A 17,341-nucleotide genomic window follows, 5' to 3' on the forward strand; every position below is an offset into this window, starting at 1 on the left:
CCGAGCTTTCGATCAAGCCTCGCATCATCTCGCGTCGCGTTCTGCTCCCCCAATGCAAACAAAAGTGGAGTGTGAGTCGCCTGAACTGTTCGTGCCCACTGCGTCTGTGGTTCAGGGTTGCCGCGCAAATCAACACCCACACGCAGGTCACCATTCGCGCTATGCGGAGCCGTTTTCGAATTTGAGCGGATGATTAACGTGACTTAAGACATGCAGGGCGGAGCATCTATAACGCTTATATCATTGCGCGTGCCGACAAAATAGATGGTGGCCAGCGCGTGGTCCGACCTTTCTCAAGGAAACGCGATGCTCCGCACGTCACTGAAGGTAATAAAGATAGGTGCATTGGTTGCTATCCTGCTGGCGATGGTCGCGCTCGGGTTGCGCGCATGGTACTCGCAACGTCGACCCGAACTGTCGGTCTGGCACACCTATGTGCCGCGCGAGATGAGCGTCGAAGATATAGACGCCGGTGACTGGCGCGCGTATATGAAGACGGAAGCACGGATCTTCGAGGACGTGCGCGTCAATGTAGTCGAAAAGCTGAAGCCATCCGAGCGCGTGCCAGCGAACCGGTACTACGAAGGGTCGCCGATCTATCCGGAACACTTTGCCGAGAACTGGAACCGCTCGTACATCCTTGAACCCTTGGGGCCGCCTGTTGGTGCGGTGGTACTGTTGCATGGAATGACGGATTCGCCCTTCAGTTTGCGGCATATTGCGCGCCATTATCGCGACCGCGGTTTTATTGCGATCGGGATCCGCTTGCCGGGTCACGGCACAGTGCCAGCCGGGCTGACCGACGCTCACTGGCAGGAATGGGCTGCGGCAACCCGGCTCGCAGTGCGCGAGGCGCGTCGGCGTGTGGGCCCGGAGAAGCCGCTCGAACTGGTCGGTTTCTCGAACGGTGGCGCGCTGGCGCTGCAATACGCGCTCGACGCGATCGAGAATCCCGCTCTGACGCGTCCAACGCGCGTCGTGCTGATTTCGCCGATGATCGGCGTTACGCGTTATGCGCGCTTCGCCGGCCTCGCCGGATTGCCCGCGGTATTGCCAGCGTTCGCGCGGGCTGCGTGGCTTGGCATCGTCCCGGAGTTCAATCCGTTCAAATACAACTCTTTTCCGGTGAACGGCGCACGTCAATCATGTCTGCTGACGAACGTCATTCAAACGCAGATCGCAAGGCTCGAGCGCGAGCACGGGCTCGATACGCTGCCGCCGATCCTTACGTTCCAGTCCGTGATCGATTTTACGGTCAGTACGCCCGCGGTCATGTCGTCGCTTTATGACAAGCTTCCCGAAAACGGCAGTGAAGTTGTGCTGTTCGACGTGAACCGCAGCGTGCGCTTCAGGACCTTTCTGCGAACGGCGTCCTATTCGGCGCTTTCCCGGCTGCTGCGTGTCGGCCCGCAGAACTATCGCACAACCGTGGTTGCCAACGCTTCTCCGAGTTCGGCACATACCGTCGAGTCCAAGGTCGATGCAGGTGAAGTGCGGACGCGTGTAAGTCCGCTGGATATCGACTATCCGGAGGATATTTTCTCGTTGTCGCACGTCGCGATTCCGATCCCGGTCACGGACGCGCTGTACGGCATCACGCCAGATGATTCGGAAAATTTCAATGAAAATCTCGGCGCACTTGCCCCTCGCGGCGAGCGCGGCACGCTGATTCTAACGCTCGACTCGTTGTTTCGGATTGCCTCGAATCCGTTCTTCCCTTATCTGCTACAACGCATCGACGAGGGGATCGGCAAAATGCCGTCGCCGGTCGTCAAGTCGCCGAAGCGCTCCCATGAAACCGACGGACACCCTGACGATTTCATTAAGGATCTGAACGAACTCGAACAGGTCGGCTCCGACTCACCTTAAGGCGTCGACGTTTCAGCGTGATCTGGCAGCTTTTGCGATATGGCCCGCATGTACTGGCGTGTGCGATCCGGCTTTAAGCGAAGACATTGCGTCCGCGCCTTCCGGCGAAGCGCGGTACCTTATCGCTGCAGACGTGCTGTCGAATCTCAGCATTCTGGCCGCCGGAGAATCGGTCATGGACCGCCTGCCTGCGATGTCGTTGATCGTTCTTCCGCTTCCTGCGAGGCGAGCGGCGGTAGCGGGCAGTCGAGCGTATCGCAGATGGCGCGGAGCAGCTCCGCTTCCCGCACGGTGACCTGCTGGTTCGCGAGGATGCAGCCCGCGCAGGCGGCGACGATCCTGCGCTTGATGGCGGGGACCGATTGATTGAGCGTTTGCAGGGCCGCGTCGAATCCGGCGAGGGAGCATTCTTCGCGAGGCCGCAAGCGGTGGGCGTGTTCGCCGCCGATGTAGCCGCGCATGCCCGTATCGAAAGCCCGGGCGGCCTGGTCGGTTTCCGGCTGGCCTTCCCAGGCCAATAGCGCCAACACCGTTGCCACCGGGTGCGCGAGGCTCTGCAGGGAGCCGCGCACTGCACGCGCCGGGCGCTGAGGGAGGAATTGGGCGTCGAGATGCCGATGCAGCACACAGCGAAGCGTGTACTCGAACAAGCTCAGCCGCTGGTCGGCGACCATCAGCATCTCGACCTGAGCGCGGAATGCACGATGCTGCCGCGGCGACATCTGCCGCAGTGCTGGCAGGCTCAGGTCCAGAAGGGGCAGCCGATGTGTGTCCGGCAGAGCCTGGACAGGGGCGATCAGCCGCAGGGTTTCGGCGAAGTCCTGAGGCTCAGCGCCGACTTTTAGCCGGGTCAGCTGGAGTTCCCGCAGGTCCGACCCCGGGTCCATGAGGAGGGCGTAGACCAGTGCGCGAGCACTGAACGGCTCCTGGGCGGCGACCAGGAGCACGTCTGGCATACCGTCGTGTAGCCCCTGCGCATAGCTAATCAGTTCCGGATCGATGTGGCCGACCCGCGATGTTGTTTCGTCGGCGAGCCCCAGGACCGGCACCGGCACCTGCGGAAGCCCCGGTAACGTCGGAGCGCCGCCGAACGGCGGGGCGTGGCGGAGCCGGGGGCCTTCAGGCTCTTCCCGATCGACGCCTACCGGCCGCACCTCCGGGAACCGGCCGTCAAACTGGGGATTGAGCCGGCGGATGCGCTCGACGAGGGGCGGGTGGGTAGCGAGCAGTCCGGCAAGTCCCGCGCCAGCGAAGGCGTTGGCGAAAAACATGTGACCGGCCTCTGCGGCCTGGGGGTTGCCGATGCGTGAGCCCTCAGCCAGCCCGCCGATCTTTTTTAGCGCCCCGCCGATTCCGTCGGGGTTGCGCGTGAACTGGACGGCACTGGCGTCGGCCAGATACTCGCGCTGCCGCGACACCGCCGCCATGATCAGCCGACCGAAGAACGCTCCCACGAGGCCGAGCACGAACACGCCCAGCCCCAGCAGCACCATGCCGCCCTGGGAATTCTGCCTTCCCGACGAGCGTCCTCTGGAAGCGAACATGAGGCTGCGGCCGATGATGGACAACGCCATGATCCCGAAGATCAGGCCGATCAGCCGGATGTTGAGCCGCATGTCGCCGTTGAGGATGTGGCTGAACTCGTGGGCCACCACGCCCTGGAGCTCGTCGCGGGTCAGGTAGTCGAGGCAGCCCTGCGAGACGGCGACCACGGCATCTCCCGGAGCATAGCCGGCCGCGAAGGCATTGATCCCTGGCTCGTCCAGAACATAAACGGGGGGTACCGGCACTCCTGCAGCGAGGGCTATCTCCTCGACGACGTTGAGCAGCCGTTTCTGCCGCGGGTCGGTGGTCGTGCCAGGCACTTCCACGCCGCCCAACATCAGGGCGACGGCCTGGCCGCCGGAAGCCAGCTGACTCACCTTGAATGCGCTGGCACCGCCGACCACAAGGCCCACCCCCAGCGCCGCGAACAGGAGCATCTCCGGCTGCCACCAGGACACGGGTGCGTGGGCGTCATACGTGCTGAACGCCACGAGCAGCCCGTAGACCAGGGCGATCAGTATCAGGATCGCCAGGACGAAATAGACCACCAGCTGAAAGGTCTTGCGTCGGGCCGAATCCTGCTGCTGAAAGAAATTGGTGGTCACGGTCAGAGCGGCCTGGGGAGCATGAGACGCACAGAGCGATCGCGGTCCCGGCCTACCGGAACGACACCTTGGGCGCCGCGCGCTCGGTCTCCGCGGTTTCCAGTAGCGTCGCCTGCCTGAAGCCGAACATGCCGGCCACCGTAACCGCCGGGAAGACCTCGCGCCGGATGTTGTACTCGGTGGCGGCGTCGTTGAACGCTTGCCGGGCGAAGCCGACCTTGTTCTCGGTCGAAGTCAGCTCTTCCTGCAAGGCGAGCATGTTCTGGTTGGCCTTGAGGTCCGGGTATGCCTCGGAGAGGGCAAAGAGCCGGCCTAGGACGCCGCCCAGCTGAGCCTCGGCCTGGTTAAACCCCTTGATGGCCTCCGGGTCGCTGGGGTTGGCGGCGACTTTCTGCTCGGCAGCCATCGCGCTGTTGCGGGCCTTGATGACGGCGTCGAGCGTCTCTCTTTCGTGGCCCATATAGCCCTTGACCGCTTCGACCAGGTTCGGAATCAGGTCATAGCGCCGCTTGAGCTGCACATCGATCTGCGCGAAGGCGTTCTCGAAGCGCTTCCGGGCAACCACCAGCCCGTTGTAGATGCCCATTAGCCAGAGCGCGAGCAGCAGCCCGATGCCCAGGAGCACGAGCAGGGTGATGATGACGGGATTCATTGGCCGTGACCTCCAACGAGAGGGCTGCTGGTTTGGACCATCGCTTGACTATGAAAACAGGATAAGTGAAATGGCGTTTAATTCAATCAATTCTGGATACCAATATAAGTAAAATGGCGCTGATTCAAGCGTACTGCGTCAATTCCTTTCCTGCCATGATTACCTCTTCGTTAGTTATCGTCGATAGGGCTAACTGGTAATGAACTCGACCTGACGATCTACGTTCATCGCGCCCTTCACGAAACCAGAAGCGACGACGAACGCCACCAACAGCATGAACGAGCCGCGCGGCACTCCGGATTCGGACTCTGCAAGTGCAGGAATCACGTTTCGCGTCATGCGAATGGTCATGCCGACCTGCAGCACCTGAAGCAGCTGCTGCAGGAACTGTGTCAGATTTCTTTGGATACCAAATTGCATGGCTTAACTCACGAATGCCGGGAGGCTTTGAACTTCAACTGGTGCCACAGGCGATTTGTGCGACTAAGCGGAACCGATGAAAACGACAAATCGACTGACGTTGCTCCCGGCTTGCCGCACGCGCAGGCGACACACCGGTCCGGTATCGCCGTCCATACCCGGTCACTCATCAGATGGCATTGAGCGGGATCTTGAGGTACCGCACTCCGTTCGCTTCCGGCGGGGGAAACTCCCCGGCCCGAATGTTGACCTGCACTGAAGGCAATATCAGGGTTGGCATCGCAAGCGTCGCATCCCGCGCCTGTCGCATCGCCACGAACTGGTCCTCGCTCACGCCGTTGTGCACGTGGATGTTGCCTTCGCGCTCAGCATGAACCGTCGTTTCCCACGCAGGTCCGCGCCCCTCGGGCGGATAGTCGTGGCACATGAACAGGCGCGTGTCCGCTGGCAGGTCCAGCAGCCTGTGAATGGAGCGATAGAGTTCGTGAGCATCGCCACCCGGGAAGTCGCAACGCGCGGTGCCGACATCCGGCATGAAGAGCGTGTCGCCGACAAAGACCGAATCCCCAATCTGGTACGCCATGTCGGCCGGCGTGTGCCCCGGCACATGAATCGCCTTTCCGGTGAGGCCGCCGATGGCGAACGTCTCGCCATCCTCGAACAGATGGTCGAACTGCGACCCGTCGAGCCGGAACTCCGGTTCGAGATTGAAGAGCTTCTTGAACGCGCCTTGCACACGACGAATGTTCTGGCCGATGGCGATACGGCCACCCAGCTGGTGCTTCAGATGTGGCGCGGCAGAGAGATGGTCTGCGTGGGCGTGCGTCTCCAGAATCCACTCGACGCGCAGCTCATGCTCGCGCACGAAAGCGATGACCTTATCGGCGCTCGTCGTCGACGTGCGCCCAGCCTTAGGGTCGTAGTCCAGCACTGAATCGATGATGGCGCACTCGGGACGCCCCGCCTCGTAGACCACATAGGTCACCGTCCAGGTTGTGGGGTCGAAAAACGGGTGAATGGTCGGTTGCATGGACGCCTCCTCAGATACAAACATTCTATTCACAAACATTTTATTATTAAATATAATGTCAGCGTATAAATTATGGGTAGCCTATGAAACCGTCCCATCCGACCATTGACCTAGCCGCGATGCAGGCAGCCGCATCGAACGCCTGTGCCTTGCTGAAAGTGCTCGCCAATCCGGACCGCCTGCTACTGATGTGCCAGCTTTCCCAGGGAGAACTGTCCGTTGGCGAACTGGAGGAACAACTCGGCATCCGGCAGCCAACCCTTTCGCAGCAGTTGGGCGTGCTACGTGAAAACGGTCTCGTGGCGACGCGTCGTGACGGCAAGAGCATTTTTTATTCGGTGGCAAGTCCGCAGGCGCTTGCCGTCATGGCCGTGCTTTATGAACAGTTCTGTGCCAATCCTTGAGGGGACGAATCATGCTGATTGACCTCGCCCATTTCACACCCGTTCTCTCGTTGACCGGCGGACTCATCATCGGCGCGGCGGCCGCCGTGCTCGTACTGTTCAACGGCCGTATTGCCGGCATCAGCGGCATCTTCGGCGGCCTGTTGAGCCTGCCGCGCAACGACATCAACTGGCGCCTCGCCTTCGTCGCAGGGCTCATCGGCGCTCCGGTCGTGGCAGGCCTTCTTGGCAAACCAGCAGTGGCGGATATCGAGGCGAGCTGGAGCGTCGTCCTCGTCGCAGGCTTCCTGGTGGGTCTCGGCACCCGCTACGCGAGCGGCTGCACCAGCGGCCACGGTGTATGCGGCCTCTCGCGCGGCTCCCTTCGCTCGCTCGTCGCCACACTGACCTTCATGGCGGCGGGATTTATGACTGTTTTTGTACAACGGCACCTGATAGGAGGCTGACATGGCAATCTTCACCGCCTTGCTTGCGGGCCTGCTTTTCGGCCTTGGCCTGATGGTCTCCGGCATGAGTAATCCGGCCAAGGTTCTCGGCTTCCTCGACATCGCTGGCCGTTGGGACCCCTCCCTCGCGTTCGTGATGGTCGGCGCCATCGTCGTGGCTTCTCTCGCCTTCTTCGTCGCGAGACGTCGCAAGCGCTCGCTCCTCGGCTTGCCGGTGCAGCTTCCGGCCAGCACGACGATTACTCCGAGGCTTGTCCTTGGCAGCGCCGTCTTCGGTATCGGCTGGGGCCTGGCGGGTTTCTGCCCAGGTCCTGCATTGGTCGCCTTGGGTGCGGGCTATCCGAAGGCCATTGGATTCGTGGCAGCCATGGTGGCGGGTATGGTCGTCTTTGAACTCGTCGAACGGACGAAATCGGGCGTGCAACGGGCGTAAGCAAGGTACACGGCAACGGGGTCGTCGCTGCTCGCAGCGAGCGGTATTGCGCGCGGGGTGTGTACGCTGTCCGTGAACCACTGCGTGAACGCATCGCGCTTTTGCGCCGACCGAACAGCCAGGTGGTGGTGTCGACGATGCCGTCTGTCTACGTTGCTTCAGGTCAACGACTGGAAGAGGGGTGCCTCCATAGTGAACCCGCGGTGCTAGTGTGAGGACACAGTCGGACCTAGTAGCCAACGGCGATCTGAACGAGGAGCATGGGTGTGCATCTATTCTGCAGTGCTTCGAAATAGCTGAACGTTGACTCCGTCTGCGTGAAGTGCGCGTCATCAGCCGTTCCGTCGCGTCGTCAATGAATACCAGCAGCGTGCAGGCGGGCGCCCGGTCCCCGAACCAGTGATGATTGCTGCCGTCGATCTGCACCAGCTCACCCAGACAGGCGCGCCGGGCACGCGGCTGGTAGACCTTCGGCGGACGCTGTGTGCGCGGCACCCAGAGCCCCGCATCCGTCATCAGGTGCCGCACGGTTTCCTTCGATAGCGTGAGCCCATGGCATTCGCGCAGCTTCTCGCAGGCCAGCGTCGGCCCGAAATCGGCGGAGCGATCCCGGATGATCGGAAGCACCCGATCGGTCGTGTTCGCATCCACTCGGTTGTTGCTGGGCTTCGAGCGCCGACGCGATACGAGACCTTCCGGCCCATGTTCACGCAACCGGCCAACCGGCCGACGAATCTGCCGCGTCGTCAGCCCGAGCCGCTCGGCCGCACGCCAAGGCTTGAGCGTGCCGTCTGCCACGTTCTGAATGACCTTGAATCTGTCCAGCTCGCGCATTGTCATCGTTATCCGTTCTGTCGCAGCCATCGAAGCCTCCGGCGCCAGGAACACGGCGGCCGGATAGCTTACGCTTTAAGAAATCGGACATTACTTATATGGTCGCCTCCCATTTGCAAGGTGATTGCGTGGCGAGGAGGGTGGTTGCGGACTTATATCCGGACTCGATCGCGGGCATGCCCGCCGGCCCCGATGGATTTCGCCGCAAAGGTCCTAATCTAAAAGACGGACTCGAGGTCCGAGAAATGTCTCAGGCTTGCCTTTGCGCGGTCCAACCTGTCTTGCCATCACTCAGTACACCTGTGCAACCGTGAATGGGGTTACTGCCTTTGAAGCGTGATTACTGCGCGGGAGCTGTTTCATACGTTCGGCCGTACGCCAGCAGCGCCCAGATTGTTCGCGCCATCTTGTTTGCGAGTGCGACAGCAACGACGTTCGTTGGGCGCCTGGACAGCATCTGGCGCAAACGCTCCGGCAAGTGCCTTGCGCTCACGATGACCGATCGCGCACCGTGGATCAGCAGCGTTCGCAGATACACGTCGCCGCGTTTCCTGATGCTCCCGAGCTTTACCTTGCCGCCGGAGCTGTTCTGTCGCGGCACGAGCCCCAGATAGGCGGCAAATTCCCGTCCGGAGCGAAACGTCTTTGCCTGCCCGATGACCGATACTGCAGCGGTCGCCGTGAGCACGCCCACGCCGGGAATCTCCGAGATTCGGCGGCATGCATCGTCGTTGCGGCGCCAGTCGAGAATGCGCTGCTCGATCTGGGCGATCTGCTCGTCGAGCCCGCGAAGCCGCGAGAACTGGTCCTGCAGGCTATCTGCGAGCATGACTGGTAACTGGTCGGCCAGTGACGCCAACGCGGCTTTCGCGGCTTCGATCGATGCCCGGCGGCCTTGCGGCAGCACGACGCCGAATTCGTAGAGCAGCCCACGAAGCTGGTTGACCTGCATGACGCGAATCCGGACCAGTTGCTGGCGCATGCGGTGCATTGCAAGCATGGCCTGCTGGTCTTCGGTTTTGACGGCCACGAACCGCATGCCGGGACGCTGGGCAGCTTCCCAGATCGCCGCGGCGTCGGCTGCGTCATTCTTGTTCGACTTCACGAACGGCCGCACGAACTGGGCTGCGATGAGCCGCACGTCGTGGCCGAGCCCCGCCAGGACACGGGCCCAATGATGGGCGCTGCCGCAGGCCTCCATGACGACCCGGCTCGCAGGCCGGTTGGCAAAGAACGGCACGAGCTGAACGCGCTTCAGAACCTTGCTGTGGATCGCGCCGGTCGCAGGATCAACGTAGTGAATCTGGAAAACGCGCTTGGCCAGGTCGATTGCAATGGTCATGGGTTCCATCTGGTTCTCCTTGACGGCTGGACTGCCGAACCAGCAATGTCGCACGGACTGACTGCCAGACTCTTGAGCGTCGATCAGACCGCTAAGGCGGGAGGCGACCATTCCATCTAAAAAGCTCTTACAAACCAGTCCCGGTGATTAAAACAATTATGTCCATATGAACGGCAACCCCCAGCCGCGGGTCTGGCGCGATCAGATCGGCCTGCTTGAGAGCAGCCACGATTTACTCGATCGAATACTGTTTGCGTTTCATCGGCAAGCGCTCATTTCACCTCTACGGCCACGATCTGTCTGGCAAAGATGCATTCGAAAGAAGGTTTGCATTGGCAGCTAATCGAGTTCCTCAGTGAGCATTGGTCGCATGGGCGCCTAAAACCGGCGATAGCCTATCCTGCCGTCACCGATTTTCAAGTTGTTGTTGGTGTCGAGCGTGACTTCGGTGTGCACGAGATGCAAGCCGTGTACAACCGGAATGCGCTTCCGTGTAACTGCCGTGCGCTGCGACTTCGCGGTCGTGATGCAACGAAGCGCCCGGCGTGCGTCTGATCTGCGAGTGCTGCGCGCTCGAGATTTAATGCACGAAAAAAGAATGTCGACAACGGGGTGACGTCGAATGTGCGCCACCTGTCACGTGATGCAAGGCAGGTGGTGTTAAACGTTCGGGTTCCTCTCGCACGACAGTAACTACCGTACAAGTCGAGTGTGCAGGCGTGGCGACTGCGAAGTGAGGCAGAGGCGTGCCGAGTGCGTCTACCAGTGGCTTCAAATGCGCCGCGGTTGTCTTGCAGCGTGAATCCACGGGTGTACGGTGCTCGCCGCCGTTGAAGTCCGCGTGCATGCGTGATGCATGCGCGTAATTCCGTGTGCGTGGACGGGACGTCGAATAACAGCAGAAAAATATTTTTTGTTCCGTCCTGTTCCTCTGGATTCCGCTGTATTCCAGCCACGCCGGAAAGCACCAGCGGTGGGTGTTGACGACGTATTAACGCCTGTTCAAGATGCGATCAAGGTCGTGCGTCGGAGCCAGTCATGCCGGTTGTCAGGAGTTTCACGCGAGGGCAGTGGGAGGCGCTCGGACGCAGGCTCGATGCGCTGCCTGAAAAAGCGACAAGCGATCAGCCGCTCAAGGTAAGCGACGGCGTTAAATCCATCCAGAAACAGATCGGCACAGCGCGGGAGAGGGGATACACGCTCAGTGAGCTGATCGAGGAGGCTGCACAGGAAGGCATCGCTGTATCGGTCAATTCCCTGAGATACGCGATGCGCCGTGCGGAAGGAAAAGGACGAATCCGGCGGGGCGGGAATGAGCCGGCGCCCGCCAATGCATCGGTCGCCGTACGAGGCAGGAAACCCTCACAGGCAGATGCAACACACGATAAACCGCCACGCAGCGGGACACAGCAAAAAGGGGATGGGGGCGTAACCAGGCCGGGGCAACCGGTGAGGGGCTTCCTCGGATTTTCGATCAGCCCGGACACCGAAAATCTGTAGAGGTGTGGCATGGCAACATCAAATCCCCCCATCTATATGGTCGGCGGCAGCAAGGGTGGTGTCGGAAAGAGCGTCGTGACGCTGGCACTGATCGATTACCTGCGACGCACGGACGTCGACGTCGTGCTAGTCGAGACGGATACGTCCAACCCGGATGTCATGAAAGCGGTTCACGGTGAGATCGAATGCGGGGCATGCGATCTGGATGACGCGAGCGGCTGGATCGATTTCGTCAATTTCTGCGACCGGCACCGGAACGCGACCGTTGTCGTCAACACGGCAGCGCGGAGCCAGACCGGCGTCGCGCAATATGGAGGAACGCTAGCCAGTACTCTCGATGAACTGGCGCGACGACTTGTTGTGCTGTGGGTGATCAACCGGCAGCGGGACAGCCTCGAATTGCTGTTCAAGTTCGGGGCGACGTTTCCGGATGCGGTGACGCATGTCGTGCGTAACGGCTATTTCGGTTCACCGGAGAAATTCACGCTGTACCGGGATTCACAACTGAGGACGGCTGTCGAGAAGCAGGGCCAGTCGCTGGATTTTCCAGACCTTGCGGATCGCGTCGCTGACGAGTTGCGTAGCCAACGCCTGTCGATCTGCAGGGCAGCGGAGACAATGCATATCGGCGAACGGGCAGAACTGCTGCGCTGGTGCGCGCTATGCGGAACGATGTTTGCCAGGGTGACGGCCGGTGGGTAACAGACGCGGTGGATCGCTGGACGCGCTCGCCCGCCTGTTTCTCGACGTCACGGGTGAATTGCCCGACGATGCCAGTGTCCTGAGAATGCGGCGGGTGTCCGGCGCACTCAACCTGCGCGACAACGATGCACTGTGGTCCGTGCTGATCATGCTTGAACATTACGGGCGGCTCTATGAGGCCATGCCGGAACGGATCCGGCAGGCGGGCGCGGGCAGTCTCGATGCCGTGCGGGCCGAAGCACGCGCGGCGACGGATGCGCTGATGGAGCAGCATCGCGATGCGCTTGCCCGCTGCAAGGCCACGATCGAACTGGCGGAGCAAATGACCGCCGAGCACGAAGCGCGCTACCGGGCTGCGGTTGCCGCGCTGAACGACGAGGCGCTGGCTACACTCACGCAGCGGGCAGCGAACCACATTGCCCGCGTTGCTGGTAACCGGCTCGTGGGGGCGACGACTGTCGCCGTACGTGAGCAGCAGAAACGGATCGATGTCGCGCTCACGTCATTCGGGCACGTCGCCACGCGGCGACTCGTGCGGGCATGCTATGGGCTGGTCGTCGGTGGGCTCATTGTGATGCTGGCGGCGGCGGGTGCGGGCGCACTGGCCGGATGGTGGGCAGGCGTGCATTGGGGGCGGGCAGAGGGCTCGCCGTCTGCCCGCACGGATTACAAGTCGTTTGTGTCACCTTCCATGAAGTCAGCGGGGTGACGAAGCACGTTTGCTGCCGTGTCGTGCTGGTCGAAGGCAATCATCGGTGCCCGGTAGCCTTCATCTTCTGCGCGGGCAAGGGTCATGTCGTAGTGCTGGCCTTCGTCGTATTGCAGATCGGTGGCTTCAACGAAAGTCAGGTAGAGGTCGGGCGAGCCTTCGGCATTGGTGGCGAGCAAGGTCATGCGGATGCGGTTGGTCATGATGGGTTTCTCCAGTCCAGTCCGGCAGGCGGCGGATACGGGCTTGCCGCCTGCTTCGCCTCGTTGCCTGGGCGAGGGGTTGCATTACGTCGCGAGCGGGCGGGATTGCGTGCCATTCACGCTGTCCGAAGTCGGGAAGGGCCACGGCGTCAGCGGGCTACCGGCGGCAGGCGCAACTCCTGCGTCGGGAGGGTGTGTCGTTGACGTGTTCTGTGCCGTTACATGCATCCGGTTCCGCACCGGGGGTCTCGCCTTCCGGCGTTTCGTCCGCGCCGTCTCCGGTGTCCGCGTCGTCGCTGTCGGTCTCATCCTCGTCGTCACGGTTTTCCCATGTTGATATGGCCGGGAATTCACGATCGGTGAGGATTTCCGGGAGCCATGCTGCCTTTGCGAGCCGAAGCTCCGCTGCTGCTGCCGCGTCTGCTTTCTTCATCTTTTCGAGGTCGATTGCGGCCTTGGGTGACACGGCGGCGGACACGACTTCCGCGATACGCGCCTTGCTGACATGATCGAAATACGTCGCACGTGTCGCTGTCCAGTACCGGGTCATGTCGATGTTCAGCGCACTTGCGAGCGTGTTGATCGCAAGCGGCTTTTCTTCGGCCACGATTCCGTCGAGCAGGGTGCCGGTGCAGAACGCGAGCAGGTCGAGCAGCGTCGTGCCGGGATCCTGTTCGATTAGCCACGGCAGGAGGTCACCCCGCTTTGCGGGCAGTTCCGCAATCCAGCGGGCCCGCTGCGTTTCGATGGCATTCCATGCGGGGCTGGCGGACAGGTCGTCGGCGGCGCGCAGCAGGCTGTCGTGGTTGGTCTCGCCGGACAGTGCGAAATAGCTGCGTGAGGACGCGTGCCCGTAGTGCTCGGGCAGTGCCTTTGGGACCAGGTGGTGCAGCAGGGCGGCGAGCGCTACAGTGGGCTGCGCGACCAGTTCCGCGTGGACGGCAGCGGTGCGGTGTGCCGTGAGCCGCTGGCAGAGTTTCGCGCTGTGGACGGGTTTTACCTTCGGAGCCTTCGCGCATACGGTATCCGGGCCTTCGGCTGTGGCGGTGCCAGTGACGGTCGCGCCTGCCGCGTCGAGCGCGGCGCTATTCTCGCGTCGCACGAGGCCGCGCTCGATGACGAGTTCGCCCTGCGGCCCGACGATCACTAATGCACCCGCTTCGGCCATCTGCTGCGCGTCCCATACGAGCGTGCGGCTTTCGAGTGCGATGATCGCGGCATTGACCTGCTCCATTTCGTCGTTGAGCCGGTCGGCTTCCTCGTAGGCATCTTCGTCGCCCTCCGACAGTGCTTCGATCTTTTCAGCCAGTTCGTCCTGCTGCGCGGTGAAGACGTCCATTTCGCGCTGTTCGTCGTCGGTGTATTGGCGCTGCACCGGGCGCAGCCTGCCGTGGCGGTTCAGTTCGGCAAAATCGCGTTCGACTCGCGTTTCCGTCCAGCCCCATCCCTCGGCCTGGACTTCGGCTGCAGCAGCGTCGAGCTTTTGCGCGACGAGCTTCTGCAGCAGTTCCGCATCGACGATATAACCGGCGTTCTCGTCGTCGCTGAACAGGTCGCGACGCACGTAGCCGCCCGCTGCTTCATAGGCGGCGAGGCCAACAAAGCGTACGAGACGGCTACGGCTCGCGTTGATCTCGGCGCGCGTGATCGACTGCCGAAGGTAGTTCGGCTGACGTTGCCACTCGTTTGCGTCGAACCATATTTTTTCCTGCGTTTCGTGATCGTCTGCGAGGGCGAGCGCAGCAAGCTGATCAAGCGTGATTGCGTCGTCGCGCAGCAGCGTGAGCAGTTTGGGCGACACGTTAGCGAGCCTCATGCGACGCTTGACCGTGAGTGGCGAGGCAGAGAACAGCGCCGCGATGTAATCGACACTGCGGCCTTCCTCAGCGAGCATCCGGTACGCGCGCAGCACGTCGAACGGGTCGAGTCCTTCGCGTTCGCTGTTTTCGATCAGCGAAATGGCGAGGGCTTCGCCTTCGCTGACGATCCGCACCGGCACCGGATAGTCCGCCGCGATATGGTTCTGCTCGTAAAGCAGGTCGAGCGCGGCTTTGCGACGCTGGCCCGCGCAGACCCCATACCGGCGCTGTTTGCCCCGCGATCCCTTCATCTCATGGACGACGAGGTTTTGCAGCAGACCCTTTGCCCGGATGCTCGCGGCAAGCGCCGGAATATTCGAGAGCGGTTTCGTGCGGGCGTTGAGCGGCGAGGGCCGCAGGCTGGAATGCGCCACGGTGGCGACCAGCTGTTCGTTGCCGAAGTTGGTTTCGAGCGGCGAAACGGTTTCGTCAGTGGTTGCCGCAGGGGTTTCGACTTGAGATTGCATGACTGACTCCAGAAAGCTAAAAAGAAGGGTCCGGGTTGGGTGCTGCCTGATTCCATCAGGACATGCCCGGATAGGAATCCTGATGGAACGAGGTAGGACGGGGCGGAGGGACGTTGCCGCCCCGGCGGCGCTTATGTTTTCATCTGGCGCATGGCGTCAGCGAGCATCCACAGCGCGCGGTTGAGCTTCACGTTCTGGTCGATGCCGGTGATAGGGCGAGTCGACATGGCGCGTCCACTGCGCGAGCGTCCATGCAGCCCGCCATTCATGAGGTTTTCCTGCACGCGGTTGAATACGGTCCAGAGGTCGTCACGGCGATCCTCGAAACGGCGCGGCACCAGTAGCTCGCTTTCAGTGACGGGGGCCGGTGCCTCGGCGTCGGTCGGGTCGTAACGCAGCGCAAGGGCGGAGCGGGCGAATGCATGCTGCTCGTCGCGGTTCAGCTCGACGGCGCGCATGCCGTCCTTCTGCTCGCGGATCAGGTCGAAGCCGTCGAGCACGTCGAAAGCGCCATTGATTACGTTCTGGATGACGTTGCCTTTGTGTGGCACGCGGATATCGGCGATGTTCTCGCCCGCGACCATGCCGTTCTGGCAGACAAACCGGAATGTGCCCGCCAGCATCTGGTAACTGCTGGTGCCGTCGTGCGAGTTCAGCAGCACGATTTCGTCGGCTTCCTCGCCGGTGATCTGGTCGGCGTGGCGAAGCCGCAGCATGTGTTTTGTGAACTCGCGCTTGCCCTGATCGCGAACACGGGTCTGGCAGATCATGAACGGCTGAAACCCTTCGTTGCGCAGACCGCGCAGGACGTCGATGGTGGGAATGTAGGTGTAGCGTTCGGAACGGCTTTCGTGTTTGCCGTCCGCGAAGATGGAGGGAGCAACCTGGCGAATCTGGTCGTCTGAGAGAGGCGAGTCAGCGCGCAGCATCGGGGAGCCGTAATGGAAAGAGGAAGCGAGTTGCATGGCAATCTCCACAGTCAAGGATGAGGACCTGAACCGGGCGAGGGGAGGTGCCTTGCCATTGCGGCTGGACACTTCCCGGTGGAACTCGGGGTTGGCGTTGCTACCGCCTGGCTCCCGGGTTCCCGCCCGTGCGACTGGAGGAGCTGATAGCGGGCGGGTGTCAAGGAAAAAGGCGAGGGAGGGGTGCGGGCAACACGGTCCCTCGCCCCTTGATGCGCGCCCGCTATCGGCTACTGTCGCGGGTCAAGGGCGGGAAGCTGGGAGCCGGGTGCATGCCATGCCGTGAGTTGACCGGGCATTAAGGAGCGGTTCTAAGGGCATAGCCGTGAAGGCCGGCCCTCGATAGAAAGCGACGGGGTTGACTGTTGTGCCTTCAATTGCTGACCGACCATCGGCGCAATAGGGTGATTAACGATGGTGCGCGAGTGCAGGCCAAAATGCCCCCGTCCTCCTCGGACTGACCGCAGTTCTGCAGCCTTCCGCTTCCACGGCCTCGCGGCCGCCGGCCTCTCTTAGCGAAGGGATCGGGAACTTGCCGACATCGTGACGCGGGGCGGGTTTTCGGCCATAGGAGACGCTCGGAGATACGAGCGGTGCGTCGGCTGCCCCCTGACAACGGATCTTCTCGCTCTAATCATGGCGGGCGCGTCTTGGGCCGAAGCGGATATTCCCCAGTGTGCTTGCACTCAACTCTGGGTATCTGGCGCGCAACCTACGCAGGCGAATTCGACAGTGATGGGACCTGGCTGCCCGCCGGAAAATAACTTGACTACTACACGTTTCCACCTCGAGTCTGCGTCGTATTGAACTGCAAGAGGCGGTGCTAACCCAGTCGCTTCCGACTCGAAGCCAGCCTGATGCTCGGGTTGCTGGGGAAGAGACGCGACTCTCACCCTGGGATAGTTCCGTTTATCACCGCGATTCGCCGGCCGAGACCCGTGCAGACGCCCAGTCACCGCAGTCCGCCCGCAAGCAGTGTCAGCGCGACGCCAGCAAACACGGTGGCGTGATCGCTCGGAAATGACGAGTCCGGCGCGTGCACCAGGAACGTGTGGCCGAGCCCGAGCATGAACGGCCGGGGATGCTGCCAGACGAGGCCGATCAGCTGGTTCGCGCCCACGGCCAGCATTGCGACGAGGCATGCGCGCAGCGCCAGTTCGCGCTGGCGCGCCTTCCCTGTCAGCCATATGCCGACCAGCACAAGCGGAACCCGCCAGATCAAGTAGTCGGCAAGGACGGACGCGGTGCCGATCGTCCAGGCCGGAGTTGCCGGTGTGCCGTTGATCATCCGGAAAAATGCCTGGTTGAATGCCTCGATGGTTTCCATTGCAATGATTTTGTCGTGAAGGTGAAGAA

Annotated in this window: 14 protein-coding genes and 3 pseudogenes; 7 read left to right on the forward strand and 10 right to left on the reverse strand. The window is 61.9% G+C overall.

The window, feature by feature from the left end; all coding sequences use genetic code 11:
* Nucleotides 1-306: 306 nt before the first annotated feature.
* Entirely contained in the window at nucleotides 307-1,869 is a 1,563-nt protein-coding gene (locus tag AB3X89_RS03545; RefSeq protein WP_368581855.1) for an alpha/beta hydrolase, read from the forward strand.
* 173 nt (nucleotides 1,870-2,042) lie between these two features.
* On the opposite strand, the gene AB3X89_RS03550 is transcribed toward AB3X89_RS03545, so the two are convergent.
* From AB3X89_RS03550 to AB3X89_RS03565, 4 genes are all read right to left on the reverse strand, one after another.
* A complete protein-coding gene (locus AB3X89_RS03550) occupies nucleotides 2,043-4,019 on the reverse strand; it encodes a M48 family metallopeptidase (protein ID WP_368581856.1) in 1,977 nt (658 codons plus the stop codon).
* Nucleotides 4,020-4,071: 52 nt separating this feature from the next.
* Nucleotides 4,072-4,671, reverse strand: coding sequence for a LemA family protein (locus tag AB3X89_RS03555; RefSeq protein WP_368581857.1), 600 nt, complete (start codon nucleotides 4,669-4,671; stop codon nucleotides 4,072-4,074).
* A 189-nt stretch (nucleotides 4,672-4,860) separates the two neighbouring features.
* Nucleotides 4,861-5,091 carry a hypothetical protein gene (locus tag AB3X89_RS03560; protein ID WP_368581858.1) on the reverse strand — a complete coding sequence of 77 codons (231 nt, stop codon included), beginning with the start codon at nucleotides 5,089-5,091 and terminating at the stop codon, nucleotides 4,861-4,863.
* 169 nt (nucleotides 5,092-5,260) lie between these two features.
* A complete protein-coding gene (locus AB3X89_RS03565; protein WP_368581859.1) occupies nucleotides 5,261-6,121 on the reverse strand; it encodes an MBL fold metallo-hydrolase in 861 nt (286 codons plus the stop codon).
* 83 nt (nucleotides 6,122-6,204) lie between these two features.
* Here AB3X89_RS03565 and AB3X89_RS03570 point away from each other — a divergent pair, with 83 nt between their 5' ends.
* The 3 genes from AB3X89_RS03570 to AB3X89_RS03580 are packed head-to-tail and all read left to right on the forward strand — an operon-like array spanning nucleotide 6,205 to nucleotide 7,404.
* Nucleotides 6,205-6,525: a metalloregulator ArsR/SmtB family transcription factor gene (locus AB3X89_RS03570; RefSeq protein ID WP_368581860.1), complete on the forward strand. Its 321-nt coding sequence runs from the start codon at nucleotides 6,205-6,207 to the stop codon at nucleotides 6,523-6,525.
* Nucleotides 6,526-6,536: 11 nt separating this feature from the next.
* On the forward strand, nucleotides 6,537-6,971 hold the full coding sequence (locus AB3X89_RS03575) for a YeeE/YedE family protein (RefSeq protein ID WP_368581861.1): 435 nt from the start codon (nucleotides 6,537-6,539) through the stop codon (nucleotides 6,969-6,971).
* Between the two features lies 1 nt (nucleotide 6,972).
* Entirely contained in the window at nucleotides 6,973-7,404 is a 432-nt protein-coding gene (locus AB3X89_RS03580) for a DUF6691 family protein (protein ID WP_368581862.1), read from the forward strand.
* A gap of 283 nt (nucleotides 7,405-7,687) precedes the next feature.
* Here the strand turns inward: AB3X89_RS03580 and AB3X89_RS03585 are convergent.
* Both AB3X89_RS03585 and AB3X89_RS03590 read right to left on the reverse strand, forming a co-directional pair.
* A pseudogene (locus tag AB3X89_RS03585) lies at nucleotides 7,688-8,268 on the reverse strand (helix-turn-helix domain-containing protein); the annotation flags it as partial.
* 310 nt (nucleotides 8,269-8,578) lie between these two features.
* Nucleotides 8,579-9,589 (reverse strand): IS110 family transposase, encoded by a 1,011-nt coding sequence (locus AB3X89_RS03590; RefSeq protein ID WP_368581863.1) that lies wholly within the window; start codon nucleotides 9,587-9,589, stop codon nucleotides 8,579-8,581.
* A gap of 1,029 nt (nucleotides 9,590-10,618) precedes the next feature.
* Here AB3X89_RS03590 and AB3X89_RS03595 point away from each other — a divergent pair.
* From AB3X89_RS03595 to AB3X89_RS03605, 3 genes are read left to right on the forward strand one after another with little or no spacing between them, the layout of a single operon-like run.
* The gene (locus tag AB3X89_RS03595; RefSeq protein ID WP_176370197.1) at nucleotides 10,619-11,080 is read left to right on the forward strand and encodes a hypothetical protein; all 462 of its coding nucleotides are present in this window, start codon (nucleotides 10,619-10,621) and stop codon (nucleotides 11,078-11,080) included.
* 9 nt (nucleotides 11,081-11,089) lie between these two features.
* Nucleotides 11,090-11,782, forward strand: coding sequence for a protein mobD (locus AB3X89_RS03600; RefSeq protein WP_368581864.1), 693 nt, complete (start codon nucleotides 11,090-11,092; stop codon nucleotides 11,780-11,782).
* Nucleotides 11,775-12,491 (forward strand): hypothetical protein, encoded by a 717-nt coding sequence (locus AB3X89_RS03605; RefSeq protein ID WP_368581865.1) that lies wholly within the window; start codon nucleotides 11,775-11,777, stop codon nucleotides 12,489-12,491. Before AB3X89_RS03600 ends, AB3X89_RS03605 begins: the two co-directional genes overlap by 8 nt.
* Here the strand turns inward: AB3X89_RS03605 and AB3X89_RS03610 are convergent.
* From AB3X89_RS03610 to AB3X89_RS03625, 4 genes and pseudogenes are all read right to left on the reverse strand, one after another.
* Nucleotides 12,449-12,694 (reverse strand): hypothetical protein, encoded by a 246-nt coding sequence (locus AB3X89_RS03610; protein WP_368581866.1) that lies wholly within the window; start codon nucleotides 12,692-12,694, stop codon nucleotides 12,449-12,451. The two genes, AB3X89_RS03605 and AB3X89_RS03610, sit on opposite strands and share 43 nt — an antisense overlap.
* A gap of 84 nt (nucleotides 12,695-12,778) precedes the next feature.
* Nucleotides 12,779-15,020 (reverse strand): annotated as a pseudogene (locus AB3X89_RS03615) (ParB/RepB/Spo0J family partition protein).
* A gap of 131 nt (nucleotides 15,021-15,151) precedes the next feature.
* The gene (locus tag AB3X89_RS03620) at nucleotides 15,152-15,985 is read right to left on the reverse strand and encodes a DUF932 domain-containing protein (RefSeq protein WP_368581867.1); all 834 of its coding nucleotides are present in this window, start codon (nucleotides 15,983-15,985) and stop codon (nucleotides 15,152-15,154) included.
* Between the two features lie 970 nt (nucleotides 15,986-16,955).
* Nucleotides 16,956-17,312: pseudogene (locus AB3X89_RS03625) on the reverse strand (undecaprenyl-diphosphatase); the annotation flags it as partial.
* Nucleotides 17,313-17,341: the final 29 nt, after the last annotated feature.

Origin of the sequence: Paraburkholderia sp. BR14320, assembly GCF_040948665.1 — a bacterium.
Taxonomy (GTDB): domain Bacteria; phylum Pseudomonadota; class Gammaproteobacteria; order Burkholderiales; family Burkholderiaceae; genus Paraburkholderia; species Paraburkholderia youngii.

Coding starts and splice junctions, on each gene's coding strand:
- AB3X89_RS03565 (WP_368581859.1), bottom strand. CDS start 6,121: ATGCAACCGACCATTCACCCGTTTTTCGACCCCACAACCTGGACGGTG.
- AB3X89_RS03620 (WP_368581867.1), bottom strand. CDS start 15,985: ATGCAACTCGCTTCCTCTTTCCATTACGGCTCCCCGATGCTGCGCGCT.
- AB3X89_RS03600 (WP_368581864.1), top strand. CDS start 11,090: ATGGCAACATCAAATCCCCCCATCTATATGGTCGGCGGCAGCAAGGGT.
- AB3X89_RS03595 (WP_176370197.1), top strand. CDS start 10,619: ATGCCGGTTGTCAGGAGTTTCACGCGAGGGCAGTGGGAGGCGCTCGGA.
- AB3X89_RS03545 (WP_368581855.1), top strand. CDS start 307: ATGCTCCGCACGTCACTGAAGGTAATAAAGATAGGTGCATTGGTTGCT.
- AB3X89_RS03575 (WP_368581861.1), top strand. CDS start 6,537: ATGCTGATTGACCTCGCCCATTTCACACCCGTTCTCTCGTTGACCGGC.
- AB3X89_RS03570 (WP_368581860.1), top strand. CDS start 6,205: ATGAAACCGTCCCATCCGACCATTGACCTAGCCGCGATGCAGGCAGCC.
- AB3X89_RS03560 (WP_368581858.1), bottom strand. CDS start 5,091: ATGCAATTTGGTATCCAAAGAAATCTGACACAGTTCCTGCAGCAGCTG.
- AB3X89_RS03580 (WP_368581862.1), top strand. CDS start 6,973: ATGGCAATCTTCACCGCCTTGCTTGCGGGCCTGCTTTTCGGCCTTGGC.
- AB3X89_RS03610 (WP_368581866.1), bottom strand. CDS start 12,694: ATGACCAACCGCATCCGCATGACCTTGCTCGCCACCAATGCCGAAGGC.
- AB3X89_RS03590 (WP_368581863.1), bottom strand. CDS start 9,589: ATGGAACCCATGACCATTGCAATCGACCTGGCCAAGCGCGTTTTCCAG.
- AB3X89_RS03555 (WP_368581857.1), bottom strand. CDS start 4,671: ATGAATCCCGTCATCATCACCCTGCTCGTGCTCCTGGGCATCGGGCTG.